The sequence below is a fragment of the Acetobacter musti genome (genome assembly GCF_011516835.1).
GTDB classification, from domain to species: Bacteria; Pseudomonadota; Alphaproteobacteria; order Acetobacterales; family Acetobacteraceae; genus Acetobacter; species Acetobacter musti.
This window is the reverse complement of the sequence record NZ_WOTB01000011.1, coordinates 111,686-129,310: the sequence shown is the minus strand read 5'-3', so window position 1 is coordinate 129,310 and position 17,625 is coordinate 111,686. Positions and strand designations below refer to the sequence as shown.

Annotated in this window: 5 protein-coding genes and 2 pseudogenes; 5 read left to right on the top strand and 2 right to left on the bottom strand. The window is 63.3% G+C overall.

Features of this window, described 5'->3' with window-relative positions:
* Positions 1 to 37 precede the first annotated feature (37 nt).
* Entirely contained in the window at positions 38 to 1,492 is a 1,455-nt protein-coding gene (locus GOB93_RS10155; RefSeq protein ID WP_338422340.1) for a mannitol dehydrogenase family protein, read from the top strand.
* Between the two features lie 513 nt (positions 1,493 to 2,005).
* On the opposite strand, the gene GOB93_RS10150 is transcribed toward GOB93_RS10155, so the two are convergent.
* A complete protein-coding gene (locus GOB93_RS10150; RefSeq protein ID WP_173583383.1) occupies positions 2,006 to 2,713 on the bottom strand; it encodes an HAD family hydrolase in 708 nt (235 codons plus the stop codon).
* Positions 2,714 to 3,069: 356 nt separating this feature from the next.
* On the opposite strand from GOB93_RS10150, the gene bfr reads away from it, so the two are divergent.
* Positions 3,070 to 3,558 carry a bacterioferritin gene (gene bfr / locus GOB93_RS10145; RefSeq protein WP_173583382.1) on the top strand — a complete coding sequence of 163 codons (489 nt, stop codon included), beginning with the start codon at positions 3,070 to 3,072 and terminating at the stop codon, positions 3,556 to 3,558.
* Between the two features lie 50 nt (positions 3,559 to 3,608).
* Here bfr and GOB93_RS10140 read toward each other — a convergent pair whose 3' ends face one another.
* A complete protein-coding gene (locus GOB93_RS10140) occupies positions 3,609 to 4,283 on the bottom strand; it encodes a hypothetical protein (RefSeq protein ID WP_173583381.1) in 675 nt (224 codons plus the stop codon).
* 292 nt (positions 4,284 to 4,575) lie between these two features.
* On the opposite strand from GOB93_RS10140, the pseudogene GOB93_RS21990 reads away from it, so the two are divergent.
* The 3 genes and pseudogenes from GOB93_RS21990 to GOB93_RS21515 all read left to right on the top strand — a co-directional run.
* Positions 4,576 to 9,147, top strand: a pseudogene (locus GOB93_RS21990) (beta strand repeat-containing protein); the annotation flags it as partial.
* 323 nt (positions 9,148 to 9,470) lie between these two features.
* A pseudogene (locus GOB93_RS22225) lies at positions 9,471 to 9,725 on the top strand (hypothetical protein); the annotation flags it as partial.
* 39 nt (positions 9,726 to 9,764) lie between these two features.
* Positions 9,765 to 17,489: a Hint domain-containing protein gene (locus GOB93_RS21515; protein ID WP_338422339.1), complete on the top strand. Its 7,725-nt coding sequence runs from the start codon at positions 9,765 to 9,767 to the stop codon at positions 17,487 to 17,489.
* Positions 17,490 to 17,625: the final 136 nt, after the last annotated feature.

Genomic DNA, 17,625 nt, shown 5'->3' with positions numbered 1-17,625 from the left:
CGTCGTTTTGAGACTGAACCGGAACGCTTTACCTTCCGTGCCCGCGACCGTTTATATGCCTGGCTTCGACCCTGAACGATTGCAGCCCGGCATCGTTCATCTGGGATGCGGCAATTTTCACCGCGCCCATCAGGCGACAGCTACCCAGGCCGCGATCGGCCGGGAGGGAGAAGACGGTCTGCGCTGGGGGATCGTCTCCGCCACGATGCGCCGCCCTGATCTTGCGATCTGTCTCCGTCAGCAGGACAATCTCTACACCCTGCTGACACGGGAGTCCGCCGGCACCGTCGCCTCCATCATGGGCGCCATCTGCGAAACGGTTTTCGCGGGTGATGAGCAGGCCGGGCTTGTGGAACGCATTGCCGATCCGCGCACGAAAATCGTCACTCTGACGGTCACGGCCAGCGGCTATCATCTGACAGCCTCGGGGCAGCTCGATCCGGCGGCGCCTGACATTCTGACCGATCTGACGGCGGGTGCGCTGCCCCGCACGGCGCCCGGCATTCTGGCCGCCGGTCTCGCCCTGGTCCGCCAGCGCGGTCAGACGCCTCCGGTCATTCTGTGCTGCGACAATGTCAGCCATAATGGCGGGACGCTTCGTCAGGCCGTGATGGATTTCGCTGCGTTACGGGGCGACGATGCGCTCGCCGGCTGGATCGGCTCGACGGTGCAGTTTCCCGACACCATGGTGGACCGGATCGTCCCCGTGAGCACCGCCAGCGATCCTGACGATGCCCGCCGGCTGCTCGGAGGCATCACAGACGAAGCGCCGATTTCGGCCGAGCCGTGGTTTCAGTGGATCATCGGTCCGTTTGATGGCCCGCGACCGCGCTGGGAAGCCCATCCCGGAACGCAGTTCGTCGCTGATGTGGAGGTGTTCGAACGGGCCAAGCTCCAGATGCTGAATGGCGCTCATATGCTGCTCGCCTATGCCGGCGCCCTGGCGGATCTGAATACGGTTGCCGACGCCGTGTGTGATCCGGCGCTTGGCCGCATCACCGCCCGGTTCATGCGCGGGGAACAGACGGCGGATGTCGATCTGCCTGCTTCAGAACTCGATCGCTACACTCGGGATCTTCTGCAGCGGTTTCGCAATCCGGGAATTGTTCACGAGGCCGAACGGATCGGCCGGAACGGGTCGGCCAAAATGGCGGCGCGGGTCATCAGGCCGATGCGGAGCAACATCGCGGCGGGACGTCCGGTGCCGGGCGCCAGGCTGCTGATCGCAAGCTGGATCCGCTGGTTCGCGCTGCATGAGCAGGAGGCTCTGGAGATCTCCCTTACCGACCCGAGGGCCGACATGCTCCGGCAGATCTGCGCTTCCGCGCGGGACGACCATCGCGGTCAGGTCGAGGCCTTCCTTGCCATGGAAGACGTTTTCGGACCGCCGCTGCCGGACCATGACCGGCAGGTCGCGGCCATCGCCAGTCTGCTGCGCCGTCTGACCGATCATGATGTGCGGGGCGTGCTGCACGAACTTGCCGCCGTGTGAAACGATTTTTCCGGGTGGTAAAAACGATAAAAGTTTCTGGTGGAGATTTTTTCAGAAAGCTTCAGGAGACGCCGCCTTTTTGAAAAAAGGCGGCACCCAGAAACTTTTTTATGATTTACAGGATTTTCTGCGGGCAGGCTTCTGAGTCGGGTAAAAGACGGTTTTTATACTTTGAAAATACAGGGGCGGTGGCTTTTCGGGGCTTTGCCCCGGACCCCACAAAGGGACGCGGTCCCTTTGATCCCGGTTTGTTCAGGAGACTGTTTCAAACGCTTCAAAAGGACAAACCGTTCATAAGAAACTGATGATGTTATGTTTTTTGCGTTCCGCTCATCTGTTCACCTCAGCCAGGCTCCCACGACAAAACTTTGATAAAAAACAATAAAAGTTTTTGGGTGCCGCCTTTTTTCAAAAAGGCGGCGTCTCCTGAAGCTTTCCGGAAAAATCTCCATCAGAAACGTCTTTGCAATTCAAAAAAGATTTCTGAAACAAAGGGAAAAGGCGCGCTGCACGCTATGCTGCTGTTGCGTACTCGATATAGGAGCGCACGACGGTCAGGTCCTCGACCACGGCCAGCGCCTTGCCTCTGATTTCATCGGTCGCTTCCAGCAGGTCCGGGACCACGATGACGCGAATTCCGGCGGCATGTGCCGCGCGGGCGCCGGAATGTGAATCCTCCAGCGCCAGACAGTATTCCGGCGGAATGCCGATTTTCTGCGCTGCCGTCAGATAGGGTTCCGGGGACGGTTTCCCGGCCGAGACATCATCGCGCGTGACGATCGCGTCGAAGCGGTCCAGAAGCCCCACCAGTTGCAGATGATGATCGGTGCGGAACCGGCTCGATGAAGTGGCGATCGCCCGGGGCAGTCCCAGCCGGTCAAGCAGATCCAGCAGCGGGATCACGCCCTTTTTCAGCGCCAGTTGTCCTGTATCGACCAGATGCCGCAGATGCACTTCCTGCCGTTCGAAAAAGTGATCGATCGGAAAATCCGCGCCGTACGTCTCCCGGACCAGCCGGCGGCAGCCATCGGCCGGCACTCCGATCATCCTGCGGCAGAAGGACGCCGGCATGTCATACGCGAGTTCTTTTCCGGCGAGACCGAGGGCGTCCATGGCCAGCGTCTCGCTGTCGAGAAGCAGCCCGTCCATGTCGAAAATGACGCCGCGAACCGGCTCGTGGTCTCCTGTCATCAGGTGATCGGGCAATACGCATTCCGGCATGAGGCTGTCCTTCTGTGATTGATACTCCACAGACTCTTATGAGCCAGCCTCCCGGAAGTTGCATCAGCGCCCCGTTTCCGCTCCTGTTTCCTGTAGCCGGGCCGGTCTCGCGGACAGGGTCTTCCGGACCTGGCAGGTCAGGGTATTGTGGCGCGCGCATTGCGGTATGCCCGTGTGGCATACCGCTGCGGCACCCGCCGCTCCGTTCATGATCCCGCCGGGCTCGGCACCTGTTTGCGAATGCAAGTCATTTCTTATATCGTCTTGATAAAACTGGATTTTTTGATTGCGCCCGTGCGCGGAGCCGGTGTAAAGCCGGGATATTCCCTGATTCATAACCACCAGGAAGCATAGCAATGCCCATCAAGGACCCGAAGGTCATCGAGCATCTGAACACGCAGCTCACCAATGAGCTGACTGCGATCAATCAGTATTTTCTGCACGCCCGGACGCTGCGCCACTGGGGCGTCACGCTCCTCGGCAAGAAGGAATATGAGGAATCAATCGAAGAAATGCGTCACGCCGACTGGCTGATCGAGCGCATTCTCTATCTTGGCGGTCTGCCGAACGTGCAGCGGCTGAACACCATTCTGGTGGGCCAGGACGTTAAGGAAATCCTCGAATGTGATCTCAAGCTCGAGGAAAAGGCGCTCGGCGACCTCCGCGAGGGCATCGCATACTGCGAAAGCGTGCGCGATTACGTCTCGCGCGACCTTCTTCTGAAAATCCTTGAGAACGAAGAAGAGCATGAGGACTTCCTCGACCGTCAGTTCGACCTCATCAAACAGGTCGGCATCGAGCGCTACATCCACCTGAACTCCGCGCCGGCTCCAGAGCAGAGCTGAGGCTTCCCAACCGGGCACTGTGCGGCTGAACTTTCAGGCCGGCACACTGCTCATACCGGCACACTGCGCGGGGTCGCGCCATGCGGCCAGAGGACGTGGGTCATTCCCATGTCCTGACCGCGCCAGCGCGCGAGCGTCACCAGAGACGCCGCCGCGACGGGGCCGTCGCCGTGCATGTCGCCACAGGTGTCATGGCGACTGTTCCCATGATGATTTTCTGACATCACGGCGCTCTTTCCTTCTTCATCAGAGATGACGATGGCCGCTGCCGGCAGCGTCTCCCCGGCAGTTCCCATGCCCGCGCTGCGGCGCAGCCAGTAGCCTGCGGCAGCCAGGCAGGCGCCCAGCTGCGTGACCGCCGCGGCGAAGGGAGCGAGCACGTGGTGGTGGGTGAAGACGGGCCGGAGCGCGGACCTTACGGCCGATTCATCGCCTTTCTGCGCCGCCGCCGTTGCCTCCAGCAGCTGATGCTCGGTCGTGCTGATTTCGCGGCAGCCGCGCATCCTTATATCCAGAGGCGTCATGCCCAGTCCGGAGAGGCGGTCCAGCGCCGTCCGGAACGCGGCGCCGAGCGTTTCCACGTCCCGCCGGAAACACGAATCGACCAGGGCTCCGAGCCCCAGCCGGCAGACGGGCCGTCCCGGTCCGACGAAATAGCGCAGCATCCAGACAGCCATCCGCTCGTCACCGGACAAATCATTCAGAACATCGGAAATTGCGATCATGGCACCCTTCGGGCCAGTGGCCCGTCCCTGTCGTGATGCCTCACCTTAATTGCAAACAATTCTCAATTGCAATCAAAAAAAACCGGGGTGTTCCGACATTCCGTCATCGGGTCATATCCGGCCGGGTCAGCAACAGACGCGCATAATAAATTCTGAAAAATCAATAAATAAGAAGAATAAAATCAGGGAAGATCCGGTCGTCAAAAGAAAAAATATACTAAATGTAAACATTACAGGCCGAATGTCGGAGATCCTGGAAACCTTCTTCTGAAAGCCCCGTCCGGACCCGTTTATGACGACTTCCGCCGTACAGTCAGGTTCTGTTTTCACCGGCACCGTCTCCGCGGGCACTGAAGTCAGCGTCAGCAGTGGCGGTGTCATCAGCGGCGCGACGATCGTGGCTGGCGGAGGCGTGGTTATCGGGGCCGGAGGGGTGGCGGACGGCGTCACAACGGAGCATAGCGGGGAACTCACCGTCTCCTCCGGCGGCCTGGCCAGCGGAACCACTCTCGACAGCGCGACCTCGGCCAGGGGCAGTGACGGCAACCCGACCGATTACGCCGTCATGACGATTGAAGCCGGTGGAGCGGCGTCCGGCACCATCGTCCGTTATGGCGCGAGGGAAAATGTTTCCGGCGTATCGACGGACGCTGTCATCGGCGGAGACGCTTTTTACTCGATTTATACCGGCCCGACCCACACCGCCGGTTCGTTCTTTGTCTATGACTGGGAAAATGTCTTTTCGGGCGGCGTCTCCGTCAGCGCGACGGTTCTGTCCGACGGCATCCTCAGGACTTCGGGCACCGATGCGACCCTTATCGACCCGACCGTCGACGCATATGGTCAGATCTACCTCGACATCGGGAATGTCGAATCGGGTGGCACGCTGAATGCGGGCGCTTTCCAGACAACCCTCGGCACGGCTTCCGGGCTCACGATCAGCGGCGGTCTCGAATTTCTCATTGCCTCGCAGGCTGTCGCGATCTCCAACACCGTCGCCTCATCCGGATATCTGACTGTCGAAGCCGGCGCGGCCAGCGGCACGATCGTCAGTTCCGGCGGCACTCTCCTGCAGACCGGGGGTGCTGTCAGGGGCACGGTCGCCTCCGCCGCCGGTGCGGTCGTCATTTCCGGCGGGGGGACCGCCAGCGGCACGGATATTCAGTCGGGAGCGACGCTGACCGTGGCCGCGGGAGGCGCTGCCAGCGCAACCCGGCTGGAAGCCGGCGGCTCCGAAACCGTGCTGGCCGGGGGCACGGAAACCGGAGTCGCGGCCTATGGGGCGCTGACTGTTTCTTCCGGCGGCGTCGCCAGCAATGCCGCGCTTTATGCCGGCGGCACGGAAACCGTGCTTGGCGGCGTGTCCGAAAACACGGTTGTGCATGGCGGAACGCTCTCGGTTCAGCAGGCGACGGGCTCCGTCACCCTGAGCGGCGCCGCTGCCGGAGCCGTCATCAGCGTTTCGAACAGCGCTGTCCTGAGCGGCGGCACAATCGGCAACGGCACGACTCTCACCGTTGCGGGTGGCGGCGTCGCGTCCTCTCTCACCGTATCGCAGGGCGTCGTTACGGCGTCCTCCGGCGGAACGATTGCCGGCGCCACCATTTCAGCCGGCACCGGCTCCGCCGCGTCCGGCGGCGCGTGGAGCGGCACGACGATCCTCAGCAATACGGTGCTGTCCGTCTGCGCGGGCGGCAGCGCGTACGGAACCGTTCTGAACAACAGCTGGATGGCCGTCTATGCCGGCGGCTTCGCCTCGGGTGTGACTGTCAGCTCCGGAAGCGAAACCGGAAGCCTTGCCATTTCCGGTACGGTCATCAACCACGTCGGTCTCTATGTGCAGGGCTCGGCAGTCAGCGCGACGGTCTTATCCGACGGCATCGCGGAGGCTTACCAGGGACTGCTCAGCGCCACGACAGTCTCCGCCGGCGGTACTCTCAGTGAAGTGGGTCTCGGCCGTTCCCTGAGCGCCAGTATTCTCAGCGGCGGGTCCGAGCTGGTTTCGGCCTACGGCTACAGCACCGCCACCACACTTGCCGGCGGCGCCGTTCAGACCGTCTTCGCCGGCGGAATCGCCAGCGCGGCCGTGGTGTCCGGCGGGGCGACCCAGTCGGTCGCCGGCACGGCGGTGAAAACCACGGTGCTCAGCGGTGGCCATATCACCCTTTCGGCCGGGGGTGTCGCCAGCGCCACGCATCTCGAAGCCGGCGGAACCGAGACGATCTCGAAAGGCGCGAGGGAGACCGGCGGTTCCGTCTCGGGCACGCTGGTCATTCTGGGCGGCGGCTCCGCCACCAGCCTGAGCATCAATTCCGGCGGCGGCGCGCAGTATACCGACGCCACCGGCACGACCGCGCTTTATCAGGCGAACGTCACCGTCTCGTCCGGCGGCGTTCTCAGCAGCGCTGTCGCGGGGTTTGCCGGCGTCACGATCCTGTCCGGGGGGGTCGCCAGCGCTCTTGCTCTTCTGAGCGGGAGCGCCGCGGGTGGCGCGGGTTACGCTTCCGTCACGGTCTCCGCCGGGGGCAGGGCGACGGGGGTGTCGGTCGCCGATGATGACCGCCTCAGCGTTTATGGAAACGCGGGCGGCGACACCATTGGCAGCGCAGGCTGTGGCCTGACGGTCAGCAGCCCCTGGGCGTGGACCGCCGCCGCCAGTGAAACCGTGTTCGCCGGCGGTGTGACTTCGGCCGACACTGTTCTTCATGGCGGTGCGATCGTCCTGGCGGCGGGCGGCAGCGCGACGGGCACGACCGTCTCGTCGGGCGGCATGATGCAGGTCAGTGGCGGCAGTGCGGGCAGCGTGGTTTTCAGCGGAAACACGCTTGAGATCGTCGAGGCGCAGGGCACCGCGACCAGCCAGACCATCCATGGCGGCGGGATCGCGGAATACGATGCCGGCACGCTTGTCAGCGCCATCACCATCGATTCCGGCGGCAGTGCGCTCATCACTTCCGGCGCGGCCATGCGGTCCGCGACCTTCACCGGCGGCGCGCAGATCGATATTGCCGGCGCCGCGCAGGTCATCACCGCCACGCTTGGTCCTGACGCCGCTGTGACTGTCGAAACCGGAGCTGTGCTCAGCAGTGCCGGGGTTTCCGGTGGCACGCTCAGCATTCTGTCGGCGGGTGACGCCGCCGGGGTCGTGCTCTCTGCGGGGGGCGATGCCCGGGTATCGTCCGGCGGAGTCCTCAGCGCCGCGACCCTTTTATCCGGGGGTATTGTCTCTGTCTCGTCGGGCGGCGTCGTCAGCAGCGGCACCGTTCTTTCCGGGGGATCGCTCGACGTCGGATCGGGGGGTGTTGTCTCCGGTATCGCCATTTCCGCTGGCGGGACTGAGACTGTCAGTGACGGAACTTCTGACGACACTGCAATTCTCGGGGGGGTGCTGTCTCTTCAGGGGGGCGCCACTGCCGTCACCATTACGGAGGTTGAGTCCGGCGGCACGATCGACCTTTCGGACAGCGCCACGCTTGATCAGTTTGCTGTCGGTAACGGCGCTGTTTCCGCCTGGGACGGGGGCGCGGTCAGTGATGTCACGCTTGGCTCCGCTGGTTCGGCTGTTATCTCGTCTGGCGGAACTCTTACGACGGCAGCGGTTTCTTCCGGCGGTGAGGTCTTTGTCAGTTCGGGGGGCATTGCGTCCGGTGTCACCATTTCTGCCGGCGGAACTGAGACTGTCAGCGATGGCGTTTCCGACGATACGAGCGTTGCTGGCGGCACATTGTTTCTCCAGGGGGAAGACGCCACCGCCACCATCCGGGATGTCACCTCGGCTGGTACGGTCAGCGTCTCGGACAGTGCGACCGTCACCAGCCTGACTCTCAGTGACGGCACGGTTCTGGCCTGGGACGGGGGTGTCATCGGCAGCGCCACGCTTGGCTCCGCTGCTTCCGCCGTTATCTCCGCCGGCGGAACTCTCTCCTCCGCAACGGTCTTTTCCGGTGGTCAGGCTTTTATCAGTTCGGGTGGTGCTGCTCTCGGCGGCGGGATCGATGCGGGCGGGGTGCTTACCGCTTCCGGCGGCGCTCTGGTGTCCGGCGTCATCGTGTCCGGGCTGTCTGACAGCTCTGGCCAGACATCGGCAACGCTTGTCATTGAAAGCGGCGCGGTCGCGTCGGGAAATCAGATCCTGGACACCGGGTTCGAGGACATTTCCGGTATTTCCGACAACGATACAGTCGGGGACGGCTCCTCCTATACTCTGGATGTCGACAACAACACACTGAATGTCGGCGACCGGATCTCTGTCGAAAGCGGGGGTATCGCCAGCCAGACCCGGGTCGTGGCGGGCGGTGAGCTGGAAATTTTCAGTGGTGGACGGAGTGTTTCCGCGACGGTCGATTCAGAGGCCGCGCTTGTGGTCAGAGCAGGCGGGATCGAATCCGGGGCGATCCTCACAGATCAGGCGCGTGAGATTGTCAGCGGCCTTTCTTCCGACGCCATCGTTCACACCGGTTTTCAGGCGCTGTATGGCGACGGCTCCGCCGTCTCCGCCACTGTGTTTCAGGGTGGCATTCAGTATCTGAACGGCACCGCCGTTGCGACCGGCACCATTGTCAGTTCCGGCGGCCTGATCGACCTTTATGGCGGCAGCGCCGTGAGCGCTGTTGTCTCGTCCGGCGGCATCGTGAACGTCCGATCCGGCGGCATGACGAGCGCCGTGCGGTTCGAGAACGGCGCTTCCGAAACGGTGCAGTCAGGCGGAACCGATTCCGGCGGCATCGTCAGCGCCGGGGCGCAGATCGTTCTCAGCGGCGGCGGTGCTGTCGGGGCCACCCTTCTTTCCGGCGGCGCCATGACGGTCTCGTCCGGCGGCATCGCGGGCAATACGCGGATCGCCTCTGGCGGGAGTGAAACCGTTTCTTCCGGCGGGACGGATACCGGCGGCATCGTCACTTCCGGCAGCATTACCGTTCTGGCCGGCGGCTCTGCCGGCGATCTGACGCTTTCGTCCGGTGGCATTCTGTCTGTCGACGGCGCCGGCACGGTCAGCGGCGTTACCGGCAGCGCTGCGCATATGAGTCTGGCCGGCGGCACGGTCGGCGATGTCACCATTGATGGTGGTCTTCTGGAAGTTCTTGACGGCGATGTCACGACTTCCGCCGTGATCGGATCGGGAACTGTTGTCAGCGTCAGCGATGCCACCCTGATCAGCGCCACGCTGACTGATGGCACCCTTTCCGCATGGAACGGCGCTGTCGTCTCCGGCACGATGATCGGGTCCGGCGGCGTTGCGCTCATTTCCGCCGGAGGGGTGTTCAGCAGCGGGTCGGTTCTGTCCGGTGGCGCGCTGCAGATCGGCTCTGGCGGATCGGGCGGCACTGTCACCTTTTCCGGGAGCGGCACGGGCGATGTCCTGTCCGGTGCGGTTCTCAGCGGCGCGGCGGTCTCGGCGGGATTGCGGACGTTGAAAGCGGTGGTCTCGCGAGCGACGCCACACTCTTCTCTGGCGGTACGCTCTGTGTTCTTTCCGGTGGTGTGGCCTCTGGCACCACCATCCTGGCCGGTGGCCGTGAAACCGTTCTCGATGGCGCGTCGGAGGATACTGCTGTTACCGGCGGGACTCTTTCTCTTCAGGGGGAGGCTGCCACCGCTACCATCCGGGACATCACGTCCGGGGGTGAAATCGATGTCTCCGAGGGTGCTGGCGTTACCAGTGTCACGCTCAGTGACGGTGTGCTCTCCGCGTGGAACGGGGGTGTTGTCAGCAATGCCGCGTTTGGGTCCGCTGCTTCCGGCGTCATTTCTTCCGGCGGGATTCTGTCCACCGCGACTGTCTCGTCCGGTGGCTCTCTCAGCGTTCTTGGCAGCGGGTCGGCTTCCGGAGTCACTCTGCTTTCAGGCGGTTCGGCCAGCGTCCTGTCCGGCGGTGTCCTTACCGGCACCACCATCATCTCCGGCGGCGTTCTCACGGTCGACTCAGGTGGCATCGCCGGTGGCGACATTCTCTCCGCGGCGGGTTCGGAAACCGTTTTCGGAACCGCAGGCAGCACGACGATCAGCGGCGGCTCCCAGATTGTCGGCAATGCCGGGTCCGCTGTTTCCGCGACGATCACGCAGGACGGCGTCCAGTCCGTAGGCAGCGGCGGAACCGCTATTGGCACCGTCGTGACCATCGGCGGGCGCGTCAGTGTCACGGGCGGAACGCTGAGCGCGGCGACGGTCTCATCGGGCGGCGCTGTCTCCGTCTCATCCGCTGGCGTCGCCTCGGCCACGCAGATCCTCTCGGGAGGAACTGAAGCCGTCACCTCCGGCGGCGTCACCTCCGGCGCTGTTGTCTCCGCCGGCGGCACGGAAACACTGAGCGGCGGCAAGGCTCAGACCATCACGGTTCATGGCGGCCTTCTCGACGCTTCTTCCGGCGCGGTCATCAGCTCTGCCCTGATTGATTCAGCCGGCGTGGTCAGTGTCAGCGATGCTGCTCTGATCAGTGCTGTTCTCGATGACGGCACTCTCTCCGCAGGAAACGGTGCTGCCGTCTCCGGCACCATGATCAGGTCTGGTGGCGTCGCGCTGATTTCCTCCGGTGGTTTGTTCAGCAGCGGGTCGGTTCTTTCCGGTGGCGCGCTGCAGATCGGCTCTGGCGGATCGGGCGGCACTGTCACCTTGTCCGGGGGTGGCACAGGCGATGTCCTGTCCGGCGGCACTCTTTCCGCCGCTAATGTCTCTTCCGGTGGCGTACTCAGCGTTTCTGGCGGCGGGCAGGCGACTGACATCACTGTTGCCGCATCCGGCGTGATGACGGTTTCGTCCGGCGGATCGGCCACCACCATTACGATCTCTTCCGGCGGTATCACCGAAGTCACCGGCCAGGCCGGCCTGCAACGCTCTCTGAAGCTGTTCGCCGCCGTTACGGCTGATGCGGGCATGGACTCATCCGTTAGCCCGGGCGCGACTGTCAGCAATGTTACTGTCGATTCCGGCGGCGAACTGCTTGTCAGCAGCGGCGGGGTTGCCTCGGGTGTCACCGTTGACGGTTCCGGGACGGAAATCATTACCGGCGGCTCATCCGTCGATATTATTCTCAACGGCGGTCAGCTGAGCGCCATACAGAGCGGCGCTGTGGTCAGCAGCGTCACCGTCGATTCCGGCGGGACGATCAGTCTCTCCGATAACGCCAGCCTGACCGGCGCCACGATTGGCGACGGCATTGTCAGCGTCACATCCGGCGCGGAAATCACCGGTTTTACACTTGGGTCTTCCGGAACCGCCGGAATTTCCTCAGGCGGCACGGCCGGCAGCGCTGTCATCCTCTCCGGCGGATCGCTCGGCGTCGGGCCGGACGGCGTCGCTTCCGGTGTCACGATCTTCTCTGGTGGCAGCGAAACCGTTCTTGATGGCACGTCTGATGATACGACTGTTGCCGGCGGGATGCTTTCGCTTCAGGGGGAGACTGCTGTCGCTGCCATCCGGGACATCACGTCCGGGGGCGAAATCGACGTTTCCGATAGTGCTGGCGTTACCAGTGTCACGCTCAGTGACGGCGCGCTCTCCGCGTGGAACGGGGGTGTTGTCAGCAACGCCGCGTTTGGTTCCGCTGCTTCCGGTGTCATTTCTTCCGGGGGGATTCTCTCCACGGCGACTGTCTCTTCCGGTGGCTTTCTGAGCGTCTCCTCGGGGGGTGTGGCCTCCGGTATCACGATTTCCTCGGGCGGCAGCGAAACTGTTTTTGACGGTATATCCGACGATACTGCTGTTGACGGCGGCTTCCTGACCGTCGGGGGCGCGGATGCGGTTGTTATCGTTACAACAGTCGATTCAGGCGGAGAGATTGATCTTTCCGACAGTGCCACTCTCTCCGGTTTCGTTATTGATGACGGTTCCGTCCATGTCGGCGACGAGGCCGTCGTCAGTACCGTCACGCTTGGTTCCGACGGCTCCGCTGTGGTCTCGTCTGGCGGTGTTCTCCGCGATGCCGTGGTCTCGTCCGGCGACATGGTCACTGTCGGGGCCGGAGGCAGTGCTGGCGGCGCGATCCTTTCTTCCGGTGGGGCGGCCACCATTGCCGGCGTGGCGGACGCCTTTGCTGTCCAGGCCGGAGCCAGCCTGACGGCGGTGTCGGGAAGCCTGGTCTCGGGCACCATTCTCGACAGCGCCGCGTCAGTGACGGCTGCTGACCGCGCTGTTTTCACTGTCGAAAGCGGTGCGACGGCTTCGGCTACGCAGATCCGCCTCGGAGGCAGCGAGACTGTTCTCGGCACTGCGGCAGACGACATTATTGGCGGCGACGGTTTTTACATCGGGGATTCATCCGGCGGTGCGCTTACGGCGTATGATGCCGAGACCGTACTGGCCGGCGGGGTTTCACGCGATGCGACCGTCCTTGCCGACGGCGTGCTCACCCTTTCTGCCGGCGGGAGCGCGGTCTCCGCCGGCGCCGGGTCGGGCGCCATCATTGCCGTCTGTTCCGGTGGTCTCGCCTCGGATACACAGATCGGTTCCGGCGGCAGTGAAATCGTCTCCGGAGGCGGGGTCGGCTCCGGGGATCAGGTTCTTTACGGCGGCGGCCTCTCTGTGCAGGAAGGCATCGCCAGCGGCACCGTCGTCTCGTCGGGCGGTCTTCTCGCCATAAGTGGCGGCGGCAATGTGGTCGGTGCCACGGTTTACAGCGGCGGCAGCGAAATGCTGAGCGGCGGTGTTGCCGAAGATGCTACGATCCATGGCGGCACGCTCGGAATACTCAGTGGCGCCGTCGTCAGCACGGTTCTGATCGACTCATCCGGCGCCGTATGGATCGATAACGGCCAGGTAAACAGCGGCACCGTCAATGATGGCACCGTTATCGCCCGGGACGATGCCACTGTCAGCAACACCACGCTCGGATCGTCGGGGGTGGCGTTCATCTCGTCCGGTGGCGCGTTCAGCGATGGCGACGTTCTTTCCGGTGGCTCCCTTACCATTCTCAGCAGCGGCGTGGCCTCCGCCGTTATGCTCAGCGCCGGCGGTACCGTTACGGTCTCCTCCGGCGGTACTTTCAGTGATGCCACCATCTCTTCCGGTGGGTCCGTTCTGATCTCGTCGGGCGGAACGGCGGGGAGCGCCACCATTTTCAGTGGTGGCAGCGAAACGGTTTCAGGCGGAACGGCTTCCGATATCACCCTTCATGGTGGGTTCCTTTCCGTTGCCGAAGCCGGTGCGTCCGTTTCTCTCGATACGGTCGATTCCGGCGGGCAGATCGATCTGGATGACAGTGCGTCCCTTACAGGGGGCGCCATCGACAATGGCACACTCCGGATCAGTAACGGCGCCAGCGCGGCAACCATTACGCTTGGCTCCGCAGGCACAGCGACGGTTTCTTCCGGGGGCATTCTTAGCAGCACCATCGTTTCCTCCGGTGGGTCCGTCACCATTCTCAGCAGCGGCGCGGCCTCCGCCGTTACCCTGAGTGCCGGGGGCACTGTCACGGTGTCCTCCGGAGGCGTTCTCAGTGATGCCACCATATCCTCCGGTGGGTCCGTTCTGGTCTCGTCGGGTGGCACTGCGGGGAGCGCCACCATTCTCAGCGGCGGGAGCGAAACCGTTGCCGCCGGAGGGGTGGCGAGCGGGCTCACGATTTCCTCAGGCGGGGTGGCGCAGGTTTCCGGGCAGAGCTCCGGCACGGGTCTTCTCAGCCGGGCGTTCCGTCTGTTCGCGGCCGTTCTGACCACGACATCCAGCTCCTCCGCCGTTTCGTCCGGCGGAACGGTCAGCGGCGTCACCGTCGAGGATGGCGGCGAGCTTCTGGTCAGCAGCGGCGGCATCGCGGACAATGTGACCGTTTACAGCTCCGGCGAGGAAATTGTTGCCGGGGGGTCCGCTTATCAGACCATGCTTCATGGCGGGCAGCTCATACTCGGGCAGACGGGGGCTGTCGCCAGCGGCGTTACCGTTGATTCCGGCGGCGCGGTCATTGTTTCCGGCAATGCCACCCTCTCCGGGGCGACTGTCAGCGACGGGCTTCTTACCGTCAGCACGGACGCCGAAGCCGGCGATGTCACCCTGGGAGCGCAGGGGAGCGCCAGCGCGGTCTCGGGCGGTATTGTCAGCGATGCCAAAATTCTTTCCGGCGGCATTCTGGATATCGGCAGTGGCGGAAGCGCCACCGGCGTCACGATCTCTTCTGGTGGGGTCGCCGAACTTTCGTCCGGGGGAACGCTCGGCGACGAGCATCTTCTGTCCGGCGGCACGCTCAGACTCCTGGACAGCGCCATCGTTTCCGGCATGAGTCTCTCCGGTGGCGGCACGATTGAAGTCACTGACGGGGGCGTCTTTACCGGCGGCACCCTTTCCGACGACAGCCTGCTCGATATCGGGTCGGGGGGCACGGCGAGCGGTCTGACAGTCTCTTCGGGTGGCAGCGCCGTCATTGCCGATGGCGGCATGGTCAGTTCCGGTACGGTCAGCGCCGGTGGTGTGCTCGATCTGCATTCCGGCGGTACTGCGGACGGGCTTACGCTTTCATCGGGCGGTGTGATCGAGGTCGGGTCCGGCTCTGTTCTGAGCGGCACGGATTTCCTCAGTGGCGGCACCATTCTGCTGGAAGATGAAGTCTGGAACGCGGACGCGACGTATTCCTATGATTCGGCGACCGGCGTTCTCTCCACCGAAGAAAACGGCCATGTCTACAGTTTCGATCTGACCGGCACTTATGCGGACGAGACCTTTCAGGTTTCGGAAAGTGATCAGGATTTCACACAGATTCAGATCATCCCGGCCGGTGACGACACGCCCTGCTACTGCCGGGGCACCCTGATTCTGACGCCCGACGGACAGCGCCCTGTCGAAACGCTGTCACGGGGCGATCATGTCGTCACCGCGTCGGGCCGCGTCCGGCCGGTGGTGTGGATCGGGCGGCGGGTTTATGGCGGGACGTTCGCGCAGAGAAATCCCTCCGTGCAGCCGGTCGTTTTCCGAAAAGGGTCTCTGGGCGGAAATCTGCCGGCGCGCGATCTCTGGGTGTCTCCTCTTCACGCCATGTATCTCGATGGCGTGCTTGTTCCGGCCCGCGCGCTTGTCAACGGCAGCACCATTGTTCAGGTCCGCCGCTTTGACCGTGTCGATTATTTCCATATCGAGCTGGAAACGCATGATGTGATCCTGGCTGAAGGCGCGGCTTCGGAAACCTTCGTGAACGATGGCGGCCGTTTCCTGTTCCAGAATGCGGCGGAGTTCGCTGAGCTTTACCCGGATCATGTCGATCCGCCTGCTCTTTACTGCGCGCCGCGCATCGAGGACGGTCCGGAACTCGAAATCATCCGCAATAACCTGGGGCGCGGTCATGAGGCGGAGAGGCGGGCCGGTTCCGGCGCGGGCGCAGGTTCCGGCATTGTTACCGCGGGCTGGCTTGAGACGTCTGCCGGCGGGCGCCTCAGAGGATGGGTCCGTGCGGCCGGAGATGCGGAAGCCTTTGTTGAAGTGACCGTTCTCGATAACGGCGTTCCTCTGAAAACCATTGTCGCCGGCGAGAGCTCTTCGGAGTTCCGTCCGGGCGGGTCCCGCGTGTTCGGTTTCGACGATCCTGTCGGCGCATTGCCTGATCCCGGTCACGCTCATCTCATCGAGCTCAGGCGCGCTGCCGATAACGCGCTCCTGGCCGGCTCTTTCGTCTATGTCGCGCCCGCTCACGGGGCTTCGGCGGACCCGGAAGCGCCTTATCCGGACAGCGAAGAACGCCACGTGACACAGGAAGCCGCCCCTTTGACACCGGTTCAGGGTTATCTCGACAATGTCACCCGCAGGGATGCGCGGGGGTGGGCGTGGAATGGGCCGGATCAGCCGGCCCCTGTGACGCTCGACGTGTTTCTCAATGACCGGCGCATCTGTTCCACCGTGGCGAACCGTCACAGGCCCGATCTGGTCAGTCACTCCATCGGCGACGGGCGGCATGGTTTCCATGTCCTCTTTCCATGCGCCCTGTCACCGGCGGAGCGGCATGTCATCCGGATCTGCCGTGCGGTCGACGGCGCCGATCTGTATGGCTCGCCCTTTGTCATCGAGCCCGAAAACAGCTTCGGCGCCGATCTCGAAACTCTTGTTAGCCGCGCCGCGAGCGCGGCCGGAGACAGCGAGGAACGCGCCCGGATCATTCATTTCCTGAGAAGCCAGGCTGATTTTCTCGCGACGGCTGAGGCCGGAGAGCGGACGGAAAGGCTGGAGACCGAACTCGCCGTCCGTGAAGCGCGCCGCACGGGCATACGCCTTCCGGCCAGAGCGAAACGCGCCCTCGTCATTACCACCGTCCTGGAGAGCTGCGCTCCCGGCGACGTCACTACCGGCCTGCGTCAGCACATGCGGTTCATGCGCAAAGCCGGTTATGATGTCACCATCGTTCCGGCGGACCCGACCCGGATTCCGGCGGCGGTGCGGGAAGATCTCGAAGCCCCTGGCGTTACTGTCTGCGGTGCGCCTTTTGTCACCAGCGTCGAGGATATGCTGCGGCGTTATCACGATGCGTTCGATCGGGTCGTTATCGACAGCGCGGAGCTCACAAGGCGTTATCAGGCGCTGATCCGTGCCGAAATGCCGCATGCCCGCCTGCTGATGATTCCGCGTATTCCTCTCAGCAGAAGTGCTCCCGCCGCGCGGAACGTGAGCCTGTTCCCGCCCTCCGGTGTTGTTTTCTCTGTCGATACATTTCTGCCGTCCTCCTCTCAGGACGCGGAAGAACTGGAGCGGCGCTATCCCCGCGCCCGGATCGTCACCCTGCCTGTGCTGGGCAATCAGGACATTCGTGCAGCGCAGTCTTTCGACGGCACGTCAGGGATTTTTCTTACCGGGAGCCCGAACGAACATCTCCGCTGCGCCTGTGAGGATTATTTCCGGGCGACGATCCTGCCGCATCTCAGGACCGGCTGTCCCGACGCGGCGCTGTTACACGACGGAGCGCTCTGCTTTTCCGCCCGCGCGGGTCTCGTTCTTCCGGGCGCGGATCACGGCGTCACGCCGCAGATCATGGACCTTGCCGCAACGGGTGTGCCGGTTGTGTTCACGGGTCTGACGAAAGCGGAGACCGGTTCACTTCCTCTTCCGCTTCAGGGCATGATCGCCAGAACGCCTGCTGCCACCGCGAAGCTTCTTACACAGCTTTATACGAATTCCCGGTTTCACAGCATGATGTCCCGCGCCATGCGGAACTGGGCGATCAGAACCCATGAAAAGGCGCAGCTTGCCTGGGACGAGGCGCTTTCGGACAGGCGGGCCGGACAGGCACGGCAGCGTGCGTGAGAGGCGGGCTCGGAAAGCACTTCACGAGAAGTATTTAAAAAATAAAAGTTTTTGGGTGCCGCCTTTTTTCAAAAAGGCGGCGTTCTCTGAAGCTTTTTGAAAAAAGCTTCACCAAAAACTTCTTTATGATTCCAGA

What these genes read in the sequence shown, in the direction of transcription:
- GOB93_RS10150 (WP_173583383.1), bottom strand. Translation starts at nt 2,713, where the DNA reads ATGCCGGAATGCGTATTGCCCGATCACCTGATGACAGGAGACCACGAG.
- bfr (WP_173583382.1), top strand. Translation starts at nt 3,070, where the DNA reads ATGCCCATCAAGGACCCGAAGGTCATCGAGCATCTGAACACGCAGCTC.
- GOB93_RS10140 (WP_173583381.1), bottom strand. Translation starts at nt 4,283, where the DNA reads ATGATCGCAATTTCCGATGTTCTGAATGATTTGTCCGGTGACGAGCGG.